Below are 19,677 nucleotides of genomic sequence, written 5' to 3' on the forward strand. Positions count from 1 at the left end.
CGGGTTCGCGCAACGGTCTCGCGCATGAGATATACCGCAGCGCTGGCGCTCGTCGCATGCATGGCCACTCCGGCGCTCGCCGCCGAACGCACTTACAGCGTCGGCAGTTACGATCGCCTGCGCGTTGATGGCCCGTTCGAGGTGCATATCACCGCCGGCGGCTCCCCGCGCGCCAGCGCGACCGGCAGCCCGGCGATCCTCGATCGCCTCGATCTGAAAGTGGAAGGGACGACGCTGGCCGTCCGGCTCGGCCCGGGCGGCTGGGGCGAATTGCCGCGGGCAGCATCCAGCCAGACGCCGGTGGTGGTCACGCTCTCCACTCCGCAGCTTCGCACGATCCTGCTCACGGCGGGCGCGCGGGTCACGGCGCGCAAGGTTTCCGCGCAGCGCCTTGATCTCAACGTCAACGGATCGGGCATGCTGGCGATGGAGGGCGTGGAGGCCGATCAGCTCACCGCGCTGGTCATGGGCACCGGATCGATCCGCCTCGCCGGCCGCGCCAATCGCGTTCGGCTGTCGAGCAGCGGCGCCGCCACGATCGACGCCGCCGCGCTCTCCGCCGCCGATCTGACGGTACGCGTCGACGGCACCGGCGAAACCCGCGCCAGCGCGCGCTATACCGCTCAGGTGACGACGACGGGTCTGGGCAAGGTAACCGTGCTCGGCACTCCGAAATGCACGGTCAAGACGGCTGCCGACGGCCCCGTCGTCTGCGGCACGGGCAAGTAGCGGCGGCGCTCAGGCCGCCGCATCCTCCGCATCCAGGCCATAAGCGGTGTGCAGCACCCGCACCGCCAGCTCCGTCTCGTCCTCATGGATCAGCACGGATACCTTGATCTCGCTGGTGGTGATGGCCTGGATGTTGATCCCTCGCGCGCCCAGCGTGGTGAACATCGTCGAGGCGACGCCCGCGTGGCTGCGCATTCCGACGCCGACCACAGAAACCTTGGCGACGCGCGTGTCGTGCACCAGCTCGGCGAAGCCGATCCGCTCGCGCCCCTGATTGAGCGTCTCGATCGAGCGGGCGAGGTCCGCCGCCGGTACGGTGAACGTCACGTCGGTGGAGCCGGAGCCGTGCGCGATATTCTGGATAATCATGTCGACGTTGATGTTCGCGTCGGCCAGCGGCTCGAAGATGGCCGCCACGGCGCCGGGCTTGTCAGGCACGCTGGTCAGCGTGATCTTCGCCTCGTTCTTGTCATGCGCGATGCCGGTGATGAGCTGGCGTTCCACGTCGTCGATCTCCTCTTCGCCCACGATCATCGTGCCGGGCAATGTGTCCGCCATCGGCGCGTCCTCGCCGGTGAAGGACGACAATACCTGAACGCGGACCTTTTCCTTCATCGCCAGGCCCACCGAGCGCGTCTGGAGCACCTTGGCCCCGACGCTGGCGAGTTCCAGCATTTCCTCATAGGTCACCTTGGCGAGCTTGCGCGCACGCGGGACGATGCGGGGATCGGTGGTATAGACGCCGTCCACATCGGTGTAGATGTCGCAGCGGTCGGCCTTCATGGCCGCCGCCACCGCCACCGCCGACGTATCCGATCCGCCCCGCCCCAGCGTCGTCACGCGTCCCTCATGCACGCCCTGGAAACCGGGGATCACCGCCACCTCGCCGCCCGCAAGGCTGGCGTCGAGCGCCTCGGTATCGATCGTGCCGATACGAGCCTTGGCGAACGCGTCCGACGTGCGAATCGGCAATTGCCAGCCCAGCCACGAGCGCGCCTTCACGCCGTATGCCTGCAGGGCGATCGCGAGCAGCCCGCTCGTCACCTGCTCGCCCGCCGAGACCACCACGTCATATTCGCGCGGATCGTAAAGCGGCGACGCCTCGCGGCAGAAGCCGACCAGCCGGTCAGTCTCGCCCGCCATTGCCGAAACGACCACCGCGACCTGGTTGCCGGCATCGACCTCACGCTTCACGCGCGCGGCGACGCTCCTGATGCGCTCGATTCCGGCCATCGAGGTGCCGCCGAACTTCATCACGATGCGCGCCATTGTCGCTGTCGTCCAACCTCGCTCTTGGGGGAAAACGGCGGCACTGATAGGAAGGGCGCATGGCCGACGCAACCGTAACAAAAGTGACCAGCCCGCAAACCTCACCTTCATCGGTCGATCCGCGCGAAGCCGCGCACTTCGGCGCGATGGCGGCCGACTGGTGGAACCCGCGCGGCTCATCGGCGATGCTCCACCGGCTTAACCCGCCGCGCCTCGCCTATATCCGCCAGCGGATCGACGCGCATTGGGGGGCGGACGAGGCGAGCTTCACCCCGCTCGCCGGCAGGCGCGTGCTGGATGTCGGCTGCGGCGCGGGGCTGCTCGCGGAGCCGCTCGCCCGGCTGGGCGCCGCCGTCACCGCGATCGATGCCGCGCCGGAAAATATCGCCGCCGCGCGCGATCACGCGGGGCCGCTCGCCATCGACTATCGCGTCGGAGGAATCGAGGCGGTGGCGGGTGAGACATTCGATCTCGTCACCTGCATGGAGGTGATCGAGCACGTCACCGATCCGCAGCCGTTCGTCGCCGGGCTGGCGGGCGCGGTGGCGCCCGGCGGCCTGCTGATCCTGTCCACGCCGAATCGCACGCCGCTGTCGCGCCTGGCGCTCATCACCGTGGCGGAGGGCACCGGGCGCATCCCGCGCGGGACGCATGACTGGCACCGCTTTCTGAAGCCCGACGAGCTTTCAGCGATGCTGGAAGAAGCGAACATGCGCGTCAGCGATGTGCACGGTCTAACATTTTCGCCCGGCACCGGCTTCGCGCTGGGATCGTCCACCGCGCTCGATTATTTCATGACGGCGCTCTCGGCCTGACGATCAGCCGCGTGGGCGGCGCGCATTCTGCTGCGCCATCTGCAACCCGTTCGACCGGCATGACGCGCTGATCTCGGGAAACGACAGATCGGTGTTGCGCGCCAGTGCGGCCGGTGCCGCGGCCTGGCATTGCTGGATCGTGGCGTAACGCACTGGTTCGACACGCGCTTCGGTGCACATCGCCTGCCCGTCGCCGCACCCCATGATGGCCATCACGTAGAACACCGGACCCATGACCCTGCCTCCACTTGTTACAAAGCCAACGGTCCGCCCCGCCATACAGTTCCGTGACAGGGATTGACGTAGCGCGCCCGGCTCCTGACATGCGAGGCGGACATGCCCCCCATCGATCCCACCACGGCCCTCACTGCCGACCGCCCGCTATGGCCGACGCTCCGGCGTTTCCTGCCCTATCTCTGGCCGGCGGACGCGCCCGGAGTCCGCGCGCGCGTCACCGGCGCGCTGCTGCTGGTGGTGTGCTCGAAGCTGGTGCAGGTCTATGGCGCGCCGTTCGCGTTGCAGGGCGTGGTGGACGGGATGGCGCCGGGATCGCGCAGCCCGGTCACGCTGATCGTGCTGCTCGCGGCCGGCTATGCCGTCGCGCGCTTCGGCACCACGCTGTTCGACAATCTGCGCAACGCGGTGTTCGAAAGCGTCGGGCAGGAAGCGACGCGGACGCTGGCGGTGCGGGTGTTCGGCCATCTCCACCAGCTGTCGCTGCGCTTTCACCTCGAACGCCGCACCGGCGCCGTCACCAAGGTGGTGGAGCGCGGCACCAAAAGCATCGATACGATGCTCTATTTCATGCTGTTCAACATCGCGCCGACGGTGCTGGAGCTTGGGCTGGTCATCGGCATCTTCTGGACGAAATTCGGCTGGCAGCTCGTCGTGGCGACACTGGCGATGGTCGCCCTCTATATCTGGTTCACCCGCTGGGTGACCGATTGGCGCGCGGCCCTGCGCCAGCGCATGAACGATCTGGATACCGGCGCGGTGGCGCATGCGGTCGATTCGCTGCTCAATTTCGAGACGGTGAAATATTTCGGGGCGGAGGCGCGCGAGGGCCGGCGCTATGAAGCGGCGATGACCGCTTATGCCAACGCGGCGGTGAAATCCGAAAACAGCCTGGCGTGGCTGAATATCGGTCAGGCCCTCATCACCAATATGATGCTCGCGGGCGGCATGGCGTGGGTGGTGATCGGCTGGGGACAGGGCAAGTTCACCGCCGGCAATGTCGTGCTGGTCTCGACCTTGCTGTCACAGCTCTTCCGGCCGCTCGATCTGCTGGGCATGGTCTATCGCACGATCCGGCAGGGCGTCATCGATATGGGCGCGATGTTCGATCTGGTCGATACGCCAGCCGAGGTGGTGGACGCGCCGGGCGCCCTGCCGCTTCGCGTGACGAACGGGCATTTGCGGTTTCAGAACGTCCGCTTCGGCTACGATGCCGGGCGCGACATCTTAAAAGGCATCGATCTCGACGTGCCGGCCGGCTCCACCGTCGCGGTGGTCGGCCCGTCCGGCGCGGGCAAATCCACGCTCGCGCGGCTGCTCTACCGCTTCTACGATCTGACCGGCGGCACGCTGACGATCGACGGTCAGGATATCGCCAACGTAACGCAGGCGTCGTTGCGTGCGGCGATCGGCATCGTCCCGCAGGATACGGTGCTGTTCAACGACACGATCGGCTATAACATCGCCTATGGCCGCGAAGGCGCGACGGATGCGGAAATTGCGGCGGCGGCACGCGGCGCGGCGATCGCCGGCTTCATCGAGCGCCAGCCGGAAGGCTATGCCACGCGGGTCGGCGAGCGCGGATTGAAGCTGTCCGGTGGCGAGAAGCAGCGCGTCGCTATCGCCCGCACGCTGTTGAAGGATCCGCCGATCCTGATCCTCGACGAGGCGACCAGCGCGCTCGACAGCCGTACCGAAGCGGAGATCATGGCGACGCTGGAATCGATCGAGCGCGGCCGCACCACGATCGTCATCGCGCATCGCCTGTCCACCGTGGTCCATGCCGATCGCATCGTCGTGCTGGAGGCGGGGCGGATCGTGGAGCAGGGCACCCACGCGCAGCTCCTCGCCCGCGACGGGCTGTATGCGGAGATGTGGCAGCGGCAGGCGAAGGAACGCGAGGAAGCGCTCGCCGCGGAATGACCGGCCGCGATCAGGCCAGCAGGTCGCGATATTCGTCGTGCCGCTGGATATAGGCGCGCACGAACGAGCATTGCGGCACCACCTTCAGCCGCTGGTCGCGCGCGCTGTCCAGCGCCGCACGGATAAGCTTCGATCCCACGCCGCGTCCCTCCAGCGCCTTGGGCACCAGCGTGTGGGTGAAGACGATCCGGTTGCCCTCCATCTGATAGGCGGCGATCGCGCGCTGACCGTCCACGTCCAGCTCGAATTCCTGCTCCGCCCGGTTGTCGCGCACGATATCCATCGAATGTCCTTTCTGGCCGTTGGTCGGCGCGGGCTGGCGCCGCGCCCCTTTCGCCCCCTATAGCGCCCCGGTCATGCTTGCCGATCCCGTTTCCACGCTCCAGCGCGTCTTCGGCTTTCCCGATTTTCGCGGCGTCCAGCGCGATGTGGTGCGTCGTGTGCTGGCTGCGGAGAACACGCTGGCGGTGATGCCGACGGGCGCCGGCAAGTCGCTGTGCTATCAGCTTCCGGCGGTGATGCTTGAGGGGACGTGCGTGGTCGTCTCCCCGTTGATCGCGCTGATGCACGATCAGCTTCGCGCGGCCGAGGCGGTCGGCATCCGCGCCGCCACGCTTACGAGCGTGGACGAGAACCGCGCCGAAACGCGCGGGCGCTTCCTCGATGGCGATCTGGATCTGCTCTATATCGCGCCCGAACGCGCATCGACGCAGGATTTCCGCGAGCTGCTTCGGCGTGGCCGTGTCGCGCTGTTCGCGATCGACGAGGCGCATTGCGTCAGCGAGTGGGGGCATGATTTCCGCCCTGATTACCGGCTGCTGCGCCCGCTGCTCGATTGCTTCCCGGACGTGCCACGGCTGGCGCTGACCGCAACGGCCGACGCGCACACCCGCGCCGACATTCTCGAGCAGCTCGGCATCCCGGCGGCGGGGATGATCGTCGCCGGGTTCGACCGGCCCAACATCCGCTATTCGATCACCCCGCGCGACGGCACGACGCGGCAGATCGTCGATCTCGTCCGCGCCACGCCGGGCCCCGGCATCGTCTATGCGCAGACGCGCGCCGGCACGGAGCGGATGGCGGAGGCGCTGGCCGTCACCGGCCGGCCGGTGCGCGCCTATCATGCCGGGCTCGATCCGGCGGTGCGCGCCGCCAATCAGGCTGCGTTCGTCGCATCGGAGGAGATGGTGATCTGCGCCACGGTCGCGTTCGGCATGGGGATCGACAAGCCCGACGTGCGCTTCGTGGCCCATGCCGGGCTGCCGAAATCGATCGAGGCCTATTATCAGGAAACCGGTCGCGCCGGGCGCGATGGCGATCCGGCAGTGGCGCATCTGTTCTGGGGGGCGGAGGATTTCGCGCGCGCACGCCAGCGCACCGCAGAGGTGGACGCGCATCGCCAGCCGGGCGAGCGCACCCGCCTCAACGCGCTTGGCGCGCTGGTGGAGACGGCGGGGTGCCGCCGGCGCATCCTCCTCCAGCATTTCGGCGAGGATCCGCCATCGTCATGCGGCAATTGCGACAATTGCCTCTCGCCCCCCGCCGCGGTCGACGTGACGGAGGCGGCGCGCAAATATCTCTCCGCCGTGTTCCGCACCGGCCAGATGTTCGGCTCGACCTATGTGGAGCAGGTGCTGACCGGAAAATCGAGCGAGCGCAGCCTGATGAGCGGCCACGAATCGCTTTCCGTGTGGGGGATCGTCGATGGTGAGGAGAGCGCGCTGCTCAAGCCGGTCGGCCGCGCGCTCCAGGTGCGTGACGCGTTGCGCGCCAATCCGCACGGCGGGCTGGAGTTCGGCCCCGCCGCGCGCGCGATCCTGAAGGGCGAGGAGCAGGTGGCGCTCGTCCTGCCGCCAAAGCGCGAACGCCGGCGCAAGGGCGGTGAAGGCGCGGCCCCCAACCCCGTCGGCGATCCGCTGTTCGAGGCATTGCGAGAGAAGCGCCGCGATCTCGCGCGGGAGGCGCAGGTGCCGCCCTATGTGATCTTTCATGATTCGGTGTTGCGTGAGATGGCCGCCGCCCGCCCCGCCTCGCTGGATCGGATGGCGCGCATCGCGGGCGTGGGGCAGCGCAAGCTCGACGCATATGGCGCCGCGTTCCTCAAGGTTATCCACGAAAACTGATCGCTCACCCGGTTCAATCCCGCGACAAGCTGCGTTAGGGGAGTGCCATGCTCGATATCCGCCCCATTGATGCCACCATCTCCGTCGCGCCCCAGATCGCCCCGGAGGATATCGCCGCCATCAAGGCCGCCGGCTTCGTCGCGATCGTCAACAATCGACCGGACGGCGAGGAAGCGGCGCAGCCCGGGGGCGATGCGATCCGTATGGCGGCGGAGGATGCCGGCCTCGCCTATACAGCGATCCCGATCACCCACGCCGGCTTTTCCCAGCCGCAGGTGAGCGCGATGGCGGAGGCGCTGGCCAATGCCGATGGCCCGATCCTCGCTTATTGTCGCTCGGGCACGCGCTCCTGCAATCTGTGGGCGCTCGCGCAGGCACAGAACGGCGCCGATCGCGACGAGCTCACGGCCAAGGGCGCTGGCGCTGGTTACGATCTCACCAACCTGCGCCCGCTGATGGATGCGGTGGCGTCGCGCGGCTGACGCGGATTGGGCACGATGAACTGGCTGGCATTGGGCGGCTCGCTCACGGCGGTGCTCGCGCTGGGCGGCATCGCCGCGTTCCTGCGGCTGGGCCGCGTGGATCGGATGCTGGTGGAAGAGGCCGATGCGATCGTTGCGGCGGATGAGGCGATCGCCGGGTTCGCCGGCGTGTCGGCGGTGATCGGCGCCGATGGCCGCGCCGCTCTGGTGTTTGGCGAAGATCGCCGCGTGGTCGTGCTGAAAGTGCATGGCGCGCGGATCGCGGCCCGGGTGATCGCCTGGGAAGCGGTGCGCGCGGCGCCGGGCGGCATGGTGGTGGAAACCGGCGAGCGGCGGTTCGGCGCGGTCACGCTGCGCGGCGTCGACGCGCTCGATGTACGAAGGCTGGCACCGCAACTGACACGCGTGTAAACTAAGCGGCATGGCGCCGCAGTTGCCCGATCCCGTCAGCCTTGCCGTGCCCGGTTTCGTCCTGCTGGTGCTGGCCGAGATGGTCGTCGCTCATTTCCGCGATCGCCGGCGTTACGAGCCGCGCGACACGCTGACCAGCCTGATGCTCGGGCTAGGCAGCACGGTGGCGGGGGTGCTGTCAGCGGGGGCGGTGTTCGCGATGGCGACATGGGTGTCGCGCTTCCGGCTCTTCGATATCGGCTGGCAATGGTATTGGTTCGTCATCGCCTTCGTGGTCGACGATCTTGCCTATTACGCCTTTCATCGATCGGCGCATCGCGTGCGGTGGTTCTGGGCTAGCCATGTCATCCATCACAGTTCGCAGCATTACAATCTCTCCACCGCGCTCCGGCAGACTTGGACCGGCTTCTTCAGCCTCGCGTTCATCTTTCGCCTGCCGCTGTTCCTGATCGGCTTTCCGCCGGCGATGGTGTTTTTCGTGGCGGGCGTGAACCTCATCTACCAGTTCTGGATTCACACCGAATTGATCGGCCGCTTCCCGCGATGGTTCGAGGCGGTGATGAACACCCCCTCCCACCACCGTGTCCACCACGCCACGAACCCGCGCTATCTCGATCGCAACTACGCGGGCGTGTTCATCATCTGGGACAAAGTGTTCGGCACGTTCGAAGCGGAGCTAGACGAGGAACGCCCGCGTTACGGCATCGTCCACCAGCTCGGCTCGTTCAACCTGCTGTGGGCGGCAACGCACGAGTGGATCGGGATCGCGCGCGATGTGTGGCGGGCGCCGTGGCGTGCGAAGCCGGGCTATATCTGGCGACCGCCGGGCTGGAGCCACGACAACAGCCGGGAAACGAGCGAGACGCTCAGGCAGGCATGGCTGGCCGGTCAGATGAGGCCGAGTTCCACCAGCCTCCCCGCCAGCGCCGACGGCAGCGCCACAGCGCTTTCGCCGTCGGAAAGGTCGGCCGGCGCGTCCGCCGCCTCAAGATAGCGCCAGCCCTGGTGCGCGCGCTTGGGGCGCGCATGGGTCAAGCGCAGCACGGGATCGATATGGATCGCGACGCGCCCGCCCTCCGCCTCGCCGAACGACAGGATCGGCGAGCGTGCGACCAGCGCGTGCCTGATGATCCAGAACAGCGAGCCTTGCCCCGCGATTTCCTCATGCCGCTTCGGCAGATAGCGCGTCGTCAGGAACACCGGCCCCTGCTCGCCGCGCAGGCGCAGGCGTTCGGAGAGATCATCGACGGCGCTGCATCCGAACGCGACCTTGGTGAGATGAAGCATGGCCTGGAATGTGGTTCATGCGCCAAGGTGCCACAAGGCCGCGAGCCCCAGGAACGAGAAGAACCCCATCACATCCGTCGCGGTCGTGACGAACACCGCCGACGACACCGCCGGGTCGACGCGCGCGCGATCGAGCGCCACCGGCACGATCACGCCCACCAGCCCGGCGACGATGCTGGTGAAGATCATCGCCAGCCCGAACACCAGCGACAGCCCGCCGTTGCCGAGGATCACGTAACTGCCGGCCGCGCCGACCGCGCCGAGCGCCGCGCCGTTGCAGATCGCGACGCGAAATTCGCGCAACAGCATGCGCAGCGTGTTCGAGCTGGTCAGCTGGTTCGTCGCCAGCGCGCGCACCACCACCGCCAGCGTTTGCGTCCCCGCATTGCCGCCGAGCGCGGAAACGATCGGCATCAGCGCGGCGAGCAGCGCGAAACGCGCGATCTCGCCCTGGAATACCCCCACCACCGAGGCCGACAATATCGTCGCGCCGAGATTGATGACGAGCCACGCGACGCGGGTGCGCACGGTAATGATCAGCGGCTCGTTGATGTCGCCGTCGCCCGCGCCGGCGAGCTTCAGCGTGTCCTCGCCCGCTTCCTCCTGGATGATGTGTACCACGTCATCGACGGTGATCATCCCGACCAGCCGGCCGCTCGCATCGATCACCGCGGCGGAGATCAGCGCGTATTTCTGGAAGCGCAGCGCCACTTCCTCCTGATCCATGTCCACCGGGATCAGCGTCTGTTCGCGCTGCATCACATCGGCGATGGCGATCGTGCTGGGTGTGCGCAGGATCCACGAAAGGGCGCAGCTGCCGACCGGCCGGTGCGACGGATCGACGACGAACACTTCCCAGAAATCGGTTGTCAGTTCCTCATGGCCGCGCAGGAAATCGATCGTGTCGCCAACCGTCCAGTGTTCCGGCACCGCGATCAGCTCGCGCTGCATCAGGCGGCCGGCGGATTCCTCGGGATAGCCCAGCGCCTCCTCGATCGCGGCGCGATCGTCCGGCTCCATCGCGCGCAGCACCTCGCGCTGCTCGTCGGCATCGAGATCCTCGATGATGGCCACCGCGTCGTCGGTATCGAGCTCCGACGCGATGTCCGCCACCTGCCGCGCGTCGAGCGTGTCGATCACGTCCTCGCGGACGTATTCGTTCATCTCTGCTATTACGTCAGCATCAAGCAAATCAGCCAGCGCCGCAGCGAGGGCGGCGCGGCGATCCTCGGGCGCCAGTTCAAACAGATCGGCGATATCGGCGGCATGAAGCGGCTCGACCAAGGCGCGCGCAGCCTCGTCCTCGCCCGATTCGACCGCATCGAGAACGGCGTCGATGAATTCCGGCCTCAGCCGGTCATCGGCATCCAGACGGCTTTCGTCGTCCACGACCTGAAGTTCGGTGTCGCTCATCGCGTCGCCCCTTTCAGTATCGCGCGCAGACAAAGGCAGGTGATATGGTCACAAGCGCGGATCGACAACCCGCGCGTGCGCGATTTGCCATCACGATGACCGGGCGGTAGGGCGCCGGTTTCCTTAGAACCAGGAGCCAATCATGGCTGATACTTTCAACACGCTTACGATGACGCTCGCCGACGGCGACGTAACGATCAAGCTGCGTCCGGATCTCGCCCCGAATCATGTCGAGCGGATCGCGACACTCGCCAACCAGGGATTTTATGACGGCGTGGTGTTCCACCGCGTGATCCCCGGTTTCATGGCGCAGGGCGGCGACCCCACCGGCACCGGCATGCACGGCTCTGACCTGCCGGACCTGAAACAGGAATTCAATCGCGAGCCGCACGTTCGTGGCGTTTGCTCGATGGCGCGCACCAACAACCCGGACAGCGCGAATTCCCAGTTCTTCATCTGCTTCGACGACGCCCGCTTCCTGGACAACCAATACACCGTCTGGGGCGAGGTGATTTCCGGCATGGAACTGATCGACGCGCTGCCGAAGGGCGAGCCGCCGCGCGAGCCGGGCAAGATCGTAAAGATGCGCGCGGCCTGATCATTGTCATGGCTTGGCAACATCCGGTTCGACCGGATGTTGCCCAATGACGCTATACGCCCTCCTGCCGCAGCGTCGCGAGCAGCCAGTCCCGAAAAATCCGCACCGGTTTTTGCTGTAGCGCGCGCGGGCGGCAGACGAACCAATAGCTGTATGGGCTCTCCACCTCGATGTCGGCGAACAGTCGCACAAGCCGCGGATCGTTCGCGTCTTCAAAATGGCTTTCGAGCATGAAGGCGACACCCAGCCCCTGAGCCGCGGCCTCGAGCATCAGCGCGCCGGAGTCGAAATGATCGATCGCCACCGGCTCCACCTCCGGCAGACCGGCGGCGTGCCGCCAGGTTGAATAGGTATCGGGCATGTCGCGGTGGATCAGCACCGATACATCGCCCAGCTGGTCCGGGCGAACGATCGGTTTCGGCCCCTCCACCAAGCCGCGCGCGCCGATCGCATAGACCATGTTCCGGTCCAGCCGCCGCGCGTAAAGCGTCGGATCGACATCGCGCGCCAGCACGATCACCGCATCGAGCCCCTCGCCCAACCGCGTCAACGCGTGGCCCGCCGTGTCGATATCGAGATGCAACTCGGGATGTTTCGCCCGCAGTTCGCCCAGTTTCGGAAACAGCCGCTGGGAGGCGAACAGCGGCATCACGCCGAGCCGAAGCCGCACGACCTCCGCCGCACTGCTCAAGCCCGCAAGCGAATCGGAAAGCTGATCAAGCACCGGCGCAACCTGCGCAAGCAAGCGCTCGCCATCGCTGTTGGCTACCATTGACTGGTGGCGACGCTCGAACAGCGGGCGCCCGATGAAGCGCTCGAGCGTTTGAATGCGGCGGCTAAGCGCCGGCGCGGACAACGACAATTCCTGCGCCCCGGCCTTCACGGAACCGAATCGGGCAACTGCGACGAATGCCTCGATCGCGGTCAGTGGGGGCAGGCGACGCATGAAATCCCGCTCTTTCTTGTGCATCGCATCATGCGCTCTCCGCCATTCGCAACGCAAGCGCCTCCGCACCTGGATTGCAAAAAATGCATGTGTGTGGATTTATTTCGCACTTGCACAATAATCTCCTCCCCCACATATGAAAGTTGCCTTTCAGGCATCCTCTCCTAAAAACTTTCATGGGCCGATCCTCGCGATCGGCCCTTTTTTTTGCCCGCTGGTTAGTTGCCGTGAATCTGGCTGCGCATCTCGAAACTGGCCTGGCGCGTTTCTATGTTCGCATTCGAAGCGATGTGAAGGAGCGATAGTGGCGGACAGTGAAGAAGCGACGCGCAAGTTGCAGGTGGCAAATGCGCGGCCCGAAGACTCCGGCCACGGCATCGCGCATCTCCCACGCGCGTTCATGGCGGCTTCGGGCATCACCGACGGCGATGTCGTGGAGATTGTCGGAAAGAAATCTACACCGGCTCGCGCCGTCGGTCCTTATGCCGAGGACGAGGGGCTGGAGCTGGTTCGCATCGACGGCCTGCAACGCGCCAACGCGGGCGTCGGCTCGGGCGATTTCGTGGAGGTTCGGCGCACCGAATCGAAGCCGGCTACCCGCGTCGTCTTTGCCCCTGCACAGCAGAACTTGCGGCTGCAGGGCTCGACCAACGCGCTGAAACGCACCTTCTTCAATCGCCCTCTATGCCAAGGCGACGTGGTGGCGACCGCCGGCCACCAGCGGGTGCAAAATATGCCGCCCAACATGGCGCAGTTCGTCAATGCGCCAGCATATGCACTTCAGGAGATCCGGCTGGTCGTCGTAACGGCTGCCCCAAAGGGCATTGTCCATATCGACGAAAATACCGAGGTGGAGCTGCGCCCAGAATATCAGGAGCCTGGCGATGCGCGGCGCGCCGATGTCACTTATGACGATATCGGCGGCATGGCCGGGACGATCGACCAGCTTCGCGAGATGGTAGAATTGCCGCTGCGGTACCCCGAATTGTTCGAGCGGCTCGGCGTGGAGGCGCCCAAGGGCGTATTGCTTCATGGCCCACCCGGCACCGGCAAGACCCGGCTGGCGCGCGCGGTCGCGAACGAGAGCGATGCGCAGTTCTTCCTGATCAACGGGCCCGAGATCATGGGCTCGGCTTATGGCGAGAGCGAGCAGCGGCTGCGCACTGTGTTCGAGGAGGCGGCAAAGAACGCACCGTCGATCGTGTTCATCGACGAGATCGATTCGATCGCACCGAAACGTGGGCAGGTTTCCGGAGAAGCGGAGAAGCGCGTCGTCGCGCAGCTCCTGACGCTGATGGACGGGCTCGAGGCGCGCGCCAATCTCGTCGTCATCGCTGCCACCAATCGGCCGGAGGCAATCGACGAGGCGCTGCGCCGCCCTGGCCGGTTCGATCGCGAAATCGTTGTCGGCGTGCCGGACGAGCGTGGTCGCCGTGAGATTCTGGGCATCCATACGCGCGGTATGCCGCTGGAACAGACCGTCAGCCTCGATGAGCTGGCGCGCACCACCTTTGGCTTCGTAGGCGCGGACCTCGCCGCGCTTACTCGAGAGGCAGCGATCGAAGCGGTGCGACGAATCATGCCGAAGCTCAACCTGGAGGAGCGCACTATCCCCGCCGAGGTGCTCGACACGCTGGCGGTAACGCGCAACGACTTCATGGAGGCGCTTAAGCGTGTCCAGCCGTCCGCGATGCGCGAGGTGATGGTACAGGCGCCAACAATAAGGTGGAGCGACGTCGGCGGGTTGGACGACGCGCAGATGCGGCTGAAGGAAGGAGTCGAGCTTCCGCTCAAGAATCCGGCCGCTTTCCGACGGCTTGGCATCCGCCCCGCCAAGGGCTTTCTGCTCTATGGGCCGCCCGGCACCGGCAAGACGCTGCTGGCGAAAGCGGTCGCGCGCGAAGCGGAGGCGAACTTCATCGCCACCAAATCAAGCGATCTGCTCAGCAAATGGTATGGCGAGAGCGAGCAACAGATCGCCCGTCTGTTCCAGCGCGCGCGTCAGGTTGCGCCGACGGTGATTTTCATCGACGAACTGGACAGCCTCGTGCCAGCGCGCGGCGGCGGGCTGGGCGAGCCGCAGGTCACAGAAAGAGTGGTCAACACCATCCTCGCCGAGATGGACGGGCTGGAGGAATTGCAGTCCGTCGTGGTGATCGGCGCTACCAATCGGCCCAATATGATCGATCCGGCGTTGTTGAGGCCGGGCCGGTTCGACGAGTTGATCTATGTGGGCGTGCCGGATCAGGCGGGGCGACGGCGCATTCTGGCGATACAGACCCAGAAAATGCCGCTTGCCGCCGACGTCGACCTCGATGCGATTGCGGCACTCACCGATCACTTCACGGGCGCCGATCTGGAAGATGTCGTGCGTCGCGCGGGGCTGATCGCGCTACGTGGCTCGCTGGCGGCGACGGAAGTGACGATGGCCGATTTCCGTGCTGCCCTGAAGGAGTCCCGCGCCAGTGTCACGCCAGAGCTGGAGCGTGAGTATGAACAGATCGCCGCCCGGCTCAAGCAAGAGGCAAATGCGCCACAATCGATCGGCTTCGCGATGCCCACGCAAGCCGCCTCCGACGGATCGAAGAGCCGTTAACCGCCTCAGCCGGCCGGCACGTCCTCAATCGTGTCGACCGGCTGATCGCGCAATTTTTTCCAGCAATAGGCAAGCAGCATGACGCACGCGACGCCGGCGGCAAGATACGGCAACGGCCGATGCAACTCGTACAGACCGACGCCGATCGACGGGCCGAGGATGAAGCTGGCTCCGTTGATGCTCGTTACCTTCCCCGCTACCGATCCCTGCGCGTCGTAGCCTACCGCCAGGCTTGATCCCGCGGTGTAACCGGGACGGATGAAGCCGAAGCCCAAGCTCGCGAGCGCATAAGCCGTCGCGATTCCATAAAGCGACATCGCCATCCCGGTAAGCACGGTGCCAGCCGCCGCCAGCACCAGCCCCACCAGCACCAGTGCGCGCGGCGCAAGATTGAGCAGCGGAATTATCCCCCATTGTGCGAGCAAGGATGCGCCCGCGCCCATCATCAGCACGATCCCGGTCGGCTCCAGCGCCAGAGAAGGAGCCAGATGCAGCCGGTCGATCACGAGAAAACCTATCGCCTGCCCGGTCATCGCCTGCGCATGCCCCGCGACCAGCCCCACGATCATCCAGCCGCGAATGCGCGGATCGGCAAACTTCACCTCTTCGCCAGGTGGCTCGGTCGCAGCGCGTACACTGGCGCCGGTCGACTGTCCGCCGATCGAGGGATAGGCGTTAGCGGCGCCATGCACACCGTCCACAGGCTCGCGATCGTCAGGCAGGATGCGCCGCACGGTCAGGAACACGGCGAGTCCGAATGCCGCAAAGATAAAGGCCGGTCCTGCCAGACCGACCTCAAAGGTGCCGAACCGGCCTAAGATGAGGTAAGGAGCGATAGCCGGCCCCAAAATCGTTCCGAGCCCGAATGCCGAGGCCAGCAGGGTGAGCGCGCGGGTGCGCTCCTCGCGCGTCGTATTGCCCGCGACCATCGCCTGCACTGCCGGGGGCGCAGCCGCGCCGAACGTCCCGTAGATCAAACGCCCTATAATGAAGAGCACGAATGCCGCCGTACCGCTTATCCAGCCGTTGATTCCGGCCGCGAGGAACAGCCCGCACAGGCTTAGGCTGACGGTGAAACCGCCCATGCCGAGCAATACCATCGCGCGCCGCCCCTGCCGGTTAGATCGATTGGCCCAGAACGGCGCGGCGATCACCCAAAGCAGTGCGGAAACCGAAAAGGCCGCCGCCACCGCGCTGTCCATCACGCCGAGCGAACGACCAAGCGCCGGCAGAACCGATTGCAGCGCGGTATTCCCGGCCGCGATCGTCAGCATGACGAGGAACAACAGTGTAAAACGACGGTCGAACCCTCGCGTCACGACCGCATCCAGTCATACCCACGCTCGACGCGAGCCACGATCACTTGATAGCCCAGATACCAGTCCGCGCGGCCCCGCGCGCGTGTAGCGGCGTGATCGGGATGTTCGCGCCAAGCAATCGCGTCCGCCTCGTTCGCCCAATATGAAATGGTGATGCCCCGCCCGTCGGCATCGCGCACGGCATCGACGCCGCGATAGCCCGGCTGCGCGGCCGCCAGCGCGTCCATCGCCGCCGCTGCCGCCGCATACTCCTCCTCATTGGCCGCAGTGCGCTGGGAGATGAAGATCACCGCCACCTGCCCCTCCCGACCCACGCTCGTTCCGTCGTGCATCCCGCTCGCTTAGGCGCTTGCCGCGCAGACGCAACCCCGTGATTGCAACTGATAGCGCTTGCCCAGCGTTTGGCAGATGTGCGACGGGGGCGGAATCTCGCTCAATTCGACGTCCGGGAGTGACAGAAGCTCGATGCCCAGTTCGACCAGTGCCGTTCGCCGCGCGCGTTCCCGCCCCGCCGGCGTTCCAGGACCGTGGCAGATGTTCTTCCAGGGTTTCCTCAAGCATCCGGTAATGGTCGGCTCGATCATACCGTCCTCCGACAAGCTGATCGAGAAGATGCTCGGCAAGGTCGACTGGCAACGTTGCAAACTGTTCGTCGAATACGGCCCCGGCGTCGGCACCTTCTGCCGCCCGATCCTTGAGAAGATGGCGCCCGACGCGACCCTGATCGCGATCGATACCAACCCGGATTTCATCAACTATCTACGCCACACGATCGCAGATTCGCGTTTCGTCCCGGTGCACGGCTCCGCGGCTGACGTCGAATCGATCGTTCGCGAACATGGCCATGAGAAAGCGGACTATGTGCTGTCCGGCCTGCCCTTCTCCACCCTCCCCGCCGGCGTCGGACCGGCGATCGCGGCGGCTACGCGGCGCGTGATTCAGCCGGGCGGCGCCTTCCTCGTCTATCAGTTCAGTCCGAAGGTGCGCGATTTCATCGCGCCACATTTCACGCGGATCGACCACGCCATGGAATGGTGGAACGTGCCGCCGGCACAGCTGTACTGGGCCTGGAAAGAAGCCGAGTAGGAATGCGGCGGCGTCGCCCGGCGCGCTAATCATCGATCCCGAAGTTCAGCCCGCGCGATAGCGTCGGGTCGGCCACGCCCACGATCAGATACGCCAGAAATTGCTTTACGCGCTGCCACCAGCCGGTTTCCGCGCGATAGCCGTCCATTGTGATTTCGACCGATCGCGCCACCTCGCCATCGATGTAGTGACGGACATGTGCGGCGAACGCGGCATCCTCGATCCGCAGCATCAGTTCAAGATTGATGAACAGGCTGCGCATGTCGAAATTGGCGCTGCCGATATGCACCGCGTCGTCGATCGCATATAGTTTCGTGTGCAGTTTCGACGGCGCATATTCAAAGATTCGCACCCCTTGCTTCAGCAAGCCACGATAGGTGAAGCGCGCCGCCGCGATCGTGGCGTTATTATCGGATTTGGCGGCTGTGACGATCCGTACCTGGCCCTCGCGTCGCGCCGCGCGATCCAGCCGCCGCAGCATTGTCGGGCTCGGGGTGAAATACCCGGCGATGATATCGGTCCGCATGGCGCGCCGCATGTCGTGCCGGACGGCGCGCGCCCAAGGCGATAGCCGCCGCGTCGGGCCACCGATCAGCCACCGCACCTTCCCGACAGGCTCGCTCCAGCGCGCCAGCGCATGCCCGACGCGCCTGTTTCGACCACCCGCACATTGCACCCATTTGAGCAGCGCATCAAAATAGGGCGCGATCCTCCCCGCCGCTGGTCCTTCGACAAGCAGCCCCAGATCGCGCCAGGCATCCGCGTGGTCGGCGGCGAAATAATCGTTGGCGATATTGAAGCCGCCGATCAGGATCCGCATCTGATCGGCCAACGCCAGCTTCTGATGATTGCGCAACAGATAACGCCGGCCAAAGCGCGGACGGAACCAGCATACCGAAATCCCTGCCGCTGCCAGCGGATCGAAGAAATGTCGCTGTCCCGCCGCCTCGCTGCCAAAACCGTCGACAATCAGCGCGATCTGCACGCCGCGCCCCGCCGCCGCCAGCAGCGCAGCGTTGACGCGCCTGCCCGATTCGTCGTCGGCATAAATGTAGTACAGGATGCGCAGGCTTTCCCGCGCGCCATCGATCAGCGCCACCAGCGCATCGAGACGCGCAGGCCCCTCGGTTAGCAGCGTGAGGCGGTTGCCGTCGACCGTGAACATGTTCATCGCGCCACTGTTGGCCGCGAGCAGCAGCAGCGGCAAGCGCGCTTTTCTTGACTTCGCGGGCGCCAGCATCTAGATCGCAGCGTCTCATCCAGCGGTAATTTTGCGAAGGAAAGCGTCTATGGCGCGCGTAACGGTCGAGGATTGCGTCGACAAGATCCCGAACCGGTTCGATCTGGTTCTGCTGGCAGCGCAACGTGCGCGGCAGGTTTCCGGTGGCGCCGAACTGACGATCGACCGCGATCGCGACAAGAATCCCGTCGTTGCACTGCGCGAGATTGCCGAGGAAACCGTGCTTCCGGGTGGCCTTGAGGAATCGCTGGTGGCAAGCCTGCAACGCGTTCAGATCGACGACGAGGACGAGGCGGATGCCGTTGGCAGCCTTGCCGCGTCGGCCGAAGCGCTACGCCTTACCGCCGCCGCGCCGCCACGTAACCAGAATCTCGGCGCCGATTACGAAGGTTGATCTAAACCTTCACTGATCGGCACAGGCAGAAAAGCCGCGGCAGTCATTATGGCAGTCGCGGCTTTTCTGTTTTATCCCCACTCAGGCTGCCGACAACGCCTCGTCGCTGACGAACATGTTCCACTGCCGCTCGTGCCCGAAGGTGCTGGCTTTGCCATGACCGGGAATGAACGTGGTGTCGTCGCCAAGCGGCCAGAGCTTCGTCACGATCGAATTGATCAGCTGCGGGTGATCGCCCTGCGGAAGATCCGTGCGCCCGACTGATCCCTGGAACAACACGTCGCCCACCTGCGCGAATTTCGACGGCGCGTGGTGAAAGATAACATGCCCGGCGGTGTGGCCAGGTGTGTGATAGACATCTAGCGTAAGTTCCCCCACCGTCACCGTATCGCCATCCTCCAGCCAGCGATCCGGCTCGAATGGCACACCACGAATGCCCCAGTTGCGCCCGTCGTCGGCCAGCCGCGAGAGCCAGAAGCGATCCGCCTCCTGCGGCCCCTCGATCGGTACGCCAAGTTCGTCGGCAAGCGGCTTCGCCTCGCCAGCATGATCGATATGGCCATGCGTGAGCAGCACCTTCTCCACCGTCACACCGGCCTGAGCGATCGCCGCCTTGATGCGCGGGATATCGCCGCCGGGATCGATCACCGCCGCCTTCATCGTATTGGTACACCAGATGATCGTGCAATTCTGCTCGATCGCGGTGACCGGCACGATCATCGCGCGCAATGCGGGTTGGCTCATGGAAAGTCCTCTTCGGCACGCCTGTTGCGGCGATCGTAGCCCGCTCGTTGCCCTTGCCGCAAGGCGAT

The 19,677-nt window shown here is 65.7% G+C and carries 21 protein-coding genes; 11 read left to right on the plus strand and 10 right to left on the minus strand.

What is annotated here, in order from left to right; all coding sequences use genetic code 11:
- Window positions 1-24 precede the first annotated feature (24 nt).
- Window positions 25-729 (plus strand): GIN domain-containing protein, encoded by a 705-nt coding sequence (locus ACM61V_RS01975; protein WP_137785412.1) that lies wholly within the window; start codon window positions 25-27, stop codon window positions 727-729.
- Window positions 730-738: 9 nt separating this feature from the next.
- Here ACM61V_RS01975 and ACM61V_RS01980 read toward each other — a convergent pair whose 3' ends face one another.
- Window positions 739-1,998, minus strand: a complete 1,260-nt coding sequence (locus tag ACM61V_RS01980; protein WP_137785413.1) for an aspartate kinase — start codon at window positions 1,996-1,998, stop codon at window positions 739-741.
- Window positions 1,999-2,057: 59 nt separating this feature from the next.
- Here ACM61V_RS01980 and ubiG point away from each other — a divergent pair, with 59 nt between their 5' ends.
- On the plus strand, window positions 2,058-2,813 hold the full coding sequence (ubiG, locus tag ACM61V_RS01985; protein ID WP_137785414.1) for a bifunctional 2-polyprenyl-6-hydroxyphenol methylase/3-demethylubiquinol 3-O-methyltransferase UbiG: 756 nt from the start codon (window positions 2,058-2,060) through the stop codon (window positions 2,811-2,813).
- Window positions 2,814-2,816: 3 nt separating this feature from the next.
- Here ubiG and ACM61V_RS01990 read toward each other — a convergent pair whose 3' ends face one another.
- Entirely contained in the window at window positions 2,817-3,047 is a 231-nt protein-coding gene (locus ACM61V_RS01990) for a hypothetical protein (protein ID WP_137785415.1), read from the minus strand.
- A 102-nt stretch (window positions 3,048-3,149) separates the two neighbouring features.
- Between ACM61V_RS01990 and ACM61V_RS01995 the strand changes: the two genes are divergently transcribed.
- On the plus strand, window positions 3,150-4,970 hold the full coding sequence (locus ACM61V_RS01995; protein WP_137785416.1) for an ABCB family ABC transporter ATP-binding protein/permease: 1,821 nt from the start codon (window positions 3,150-3,152) through the stop codon (window positions 4,968-4,970).
- 10 nt (window positions 4,971-4,980) lie between these two features.
- Here the strand turns inward: ACM61V_RS01995 and ACM61V_RS02000 are convergent, their stop codons facing one another.
- Window positions 4,981-5,253 carry a GNAT family N-acetyltransferase gene (locus tag ACM61V_RS02000; protein ID WP_137785417.1) on the minus strand — a complete coding sequence of 91 codons (273 nt, stop codon included), beginning with the start codon at window positions 5,251-5,253 and terminating at the stop codon, window positions 4,981-4,983.
- Window positions 5,254-5,326: 73 nt separating this feature from the next.
- Between ACM61V_RS02000 and recQ the strand changes: the two genes are divergently transcribed.
- From recQ to ACM61V_RS02020, 4 genes are read left to right on the plus strand one after another with little or no spacing between them, the layout of a single operon-like run.
- On the plus strand, window positions 5,327-7,093 hold the full coding sequence (gene recQ / locus ACM61V_RS02005) for a DNA helicase RecQ (RefSeq protein WP_137785418.1): 1,767 nt from the start codon (window positions 5,327-5,329) through the stop codon (window positions 7,091-7,093).
- Between the two features lie 47 nt (window positions 7,094-7,140).
- On the plus strand, window positions 7,141-7,575 hold the full coding sequence (locus tag ACM61V_RS02010; protein ID WP_137785419.1) for a TIGR01244 family sulfur transferase: 435 nt from the start codon (window positions 7,141-7,143) through the stop codon (window positions 7,573-7,575).
- Between the two features lie 15 nt (window positions 7,576-7,590).
- Entirely contained in the window at window positions 7,591-7,986 is a 396-nt protein-coding gene (locus tag ACM61V_RS02015) for a hypothetical protein (protein WP_137785420.1), read from the plus strand.
- A 10-nt stretch (window positions 7,987-7,996) separates the two neighbouring features.
- Entirely contained in the window at window positions 7,997-8,980 is a 984-nt protein-coding gene (locus tag ACM61V_RS02020; RefSeq protein ID WP_137785421.1) for a sterol desaturase family protein, read from the plus strand.
- Here ACM61V_RS02020 and ACM61V_RS02025 read toward each other — a convergent pair.
- Both ACM61V_RS02025 and mgtE read right to left on the minus strand, forming a co-directional pair.
- Window positions 8,875-9,273 carry a DUF1489 family protein gene (locus ACM61V_RS02025; protein WP_137785422.1) on the minus strand — a complete coding sequence of 133 codons (399 nt, stop codon included), beginning with the start codon at window positions 9,271-9,273 and terminating at the stop codon, window positions 8,875-8,877. The genes ACM61V_RS02020 and ACM61V_RS02025 overlap by 106 nt on opposite strands.
- A gap of 15 nt (window positions 9,274-9,288) precedes the next feature.
- Window positions 9,289-10,686: a magnesium transporter gene (gene mgtE, locus ACM61V_RS02030; RefSeq protein WP_137785423.1), complete on the minus strand. Its 1,398-nt coding sequence runs from the start codon at window positions 10,684-10,686 to the stop codon at window positions 9,289-9,291.
- A 142-nt stretch (window positions 10,687-10,828) separates the two neighbouring features.
- Here mgtE and ACM61V_RS02035 point away from each other — a divergent pair, with 142 nt between their 5' ends.
- On the plus strand, window positions 10,829-11,284 hold the full coding sequence (locus ACM61V_RS02035; protein ID WP_137785424.1) for a peptidylprolyl isomerase: 456 nt from the start codon (window positions 10,829-10,831) through the stop codon (window positions 11,282-11,284).
- A 52-nt stretch (window positions 11,285-11,336) separates the two neighbouring features.
- On the opposite strand, the gene ACM61V_RS02040 is transcribed toward ACM61V_RS02035, so the two are convergent.
- Entirely contained in the window at window positions 11,337-12,230 is an 894-nt protein-coding gene (locus tag ACM61V_RS02040; protein ID WP_137785425.1) for a LysR substrate-binding domain-containing protein, read from the minus strand.
- Between the two features lie 304 nt (window positions 12,231-12,534).
- Here ACM61V_RS02040 and ACM61V_RS02045 point away from each other — a divergent pair, with 304 nt between their 5' ends.
- On the plus strand, window positions 12,535-14,826 hold the full coding sequence (locus tag ACM61V_RS02045; protein WP_137785426.1) for a CDC48 family AAA ATPase: 2,292 nt from the start codon (window positions 12,535-12,537) through the stop codon (window positions 14,824-14,826).
- A gap of 5 nt (window positions 14,827-14,831) precedes the next feature.
- Here ACM61V_RS02045 and ACM61V_RS02050 read toward each other — a convergent pair whose 3' ends face one another.
- Window positions 14,832-16,100, minus strand: coding sequence for an MFS transporter (locus tag ACM61V_RS02050; RefSeq protein WP_137785566.1), 1,269 nt, complete (start codon window positions 16,098-16,100; stop codon window positions 14,832-14,834).
- A gap of 41 nt (window positions 16,101-16,141) precedes the next feature.
- Window positions 16,142-16,477, minus strand: coding sequence for an antibiotic biosynthesis monooxygenase family protein (locus ACM61V_RS02055; protein WP_137785427.1), 336 nt, complete (start codon window positions 16,475-16,477; stop codon window positions 16,142-16,144).
- Between the two features lie 133 nt (window positions 16,478-16,610).
- Between ACM61V_RS02055 and ACM61V_RS02060 the strand changes: the two genes are divergently transcribed.
- Window positions 16,611-17,231: a class I SAM-dependent methyltransferase gene (locus ACM61V_RS02060; RefSeq protein ID WP_137785428.1), complete on the plus strand. Its 621-nt coding sequence runs from the start codon at window positions 16,611-16,613 to the stop codon at window positions 17,229-17,231.
- Between the two features lie 25 nt (window positions 17,232-17,256).
- Here the strand turns inward: ACM61V_RS02060 and ACM61V_RS02065 are convergent, their stop codons facing one another.
- Window positions 17,257-18,402: a phospholipase D-like domain-containing protein gene (locus ACM61V_RS02065; RefSeq protein ID WP_137785567.1), complete on the minus strand. Its 1,146-nt coding sequence runs from the start codon at window positions 18,400-18,402 to the stop codon at window positions 17,257-17,259.
- Window positions 18,403-18,520: 118 nt separating this feature from the next.
- On the opposite strand from ACM61V_RS02065, the gene rpoZ reads away from it, so the two are divergent.
- On the plus strand, window positions 18,521-18,865 hold the full coding sequence (gene rpoZ, locus ACM61V_RS02070) for a DNA-directed RNA polymerase subunit omega (protein ID WP_137785429.1): 345 nt from the start codon (window positions 18,521-18,523) through the stop codon (window positions 18,863-18,865).
- Window positions 18,866-18,946: 81 nt separating this feature from the next.
- Here rpoZ and ACM61V_RS02075 read toward each other — a convergent pair whose 3' ends face one another.
- Entirely contained in the window at window positions 18,947-19,609 is a 663-nt protein-coding gene (locus ACM61V_RS02075) for an MBL fold metallo-hydrolase (protein WP_137785430.1), read from the minus strand.
- Window positions 19,610-19,677 lie beyond the last annotated feature (68 nt).

Source organism: Sphingomonas sp. TX0543 (assembly GCF_048565505.1).
Lineage (GTDB): Bacteria > Pseudomonadota > Alphaproteobacteria > Sphingomonadales > Sphingomonadaceae > Sphingomonas.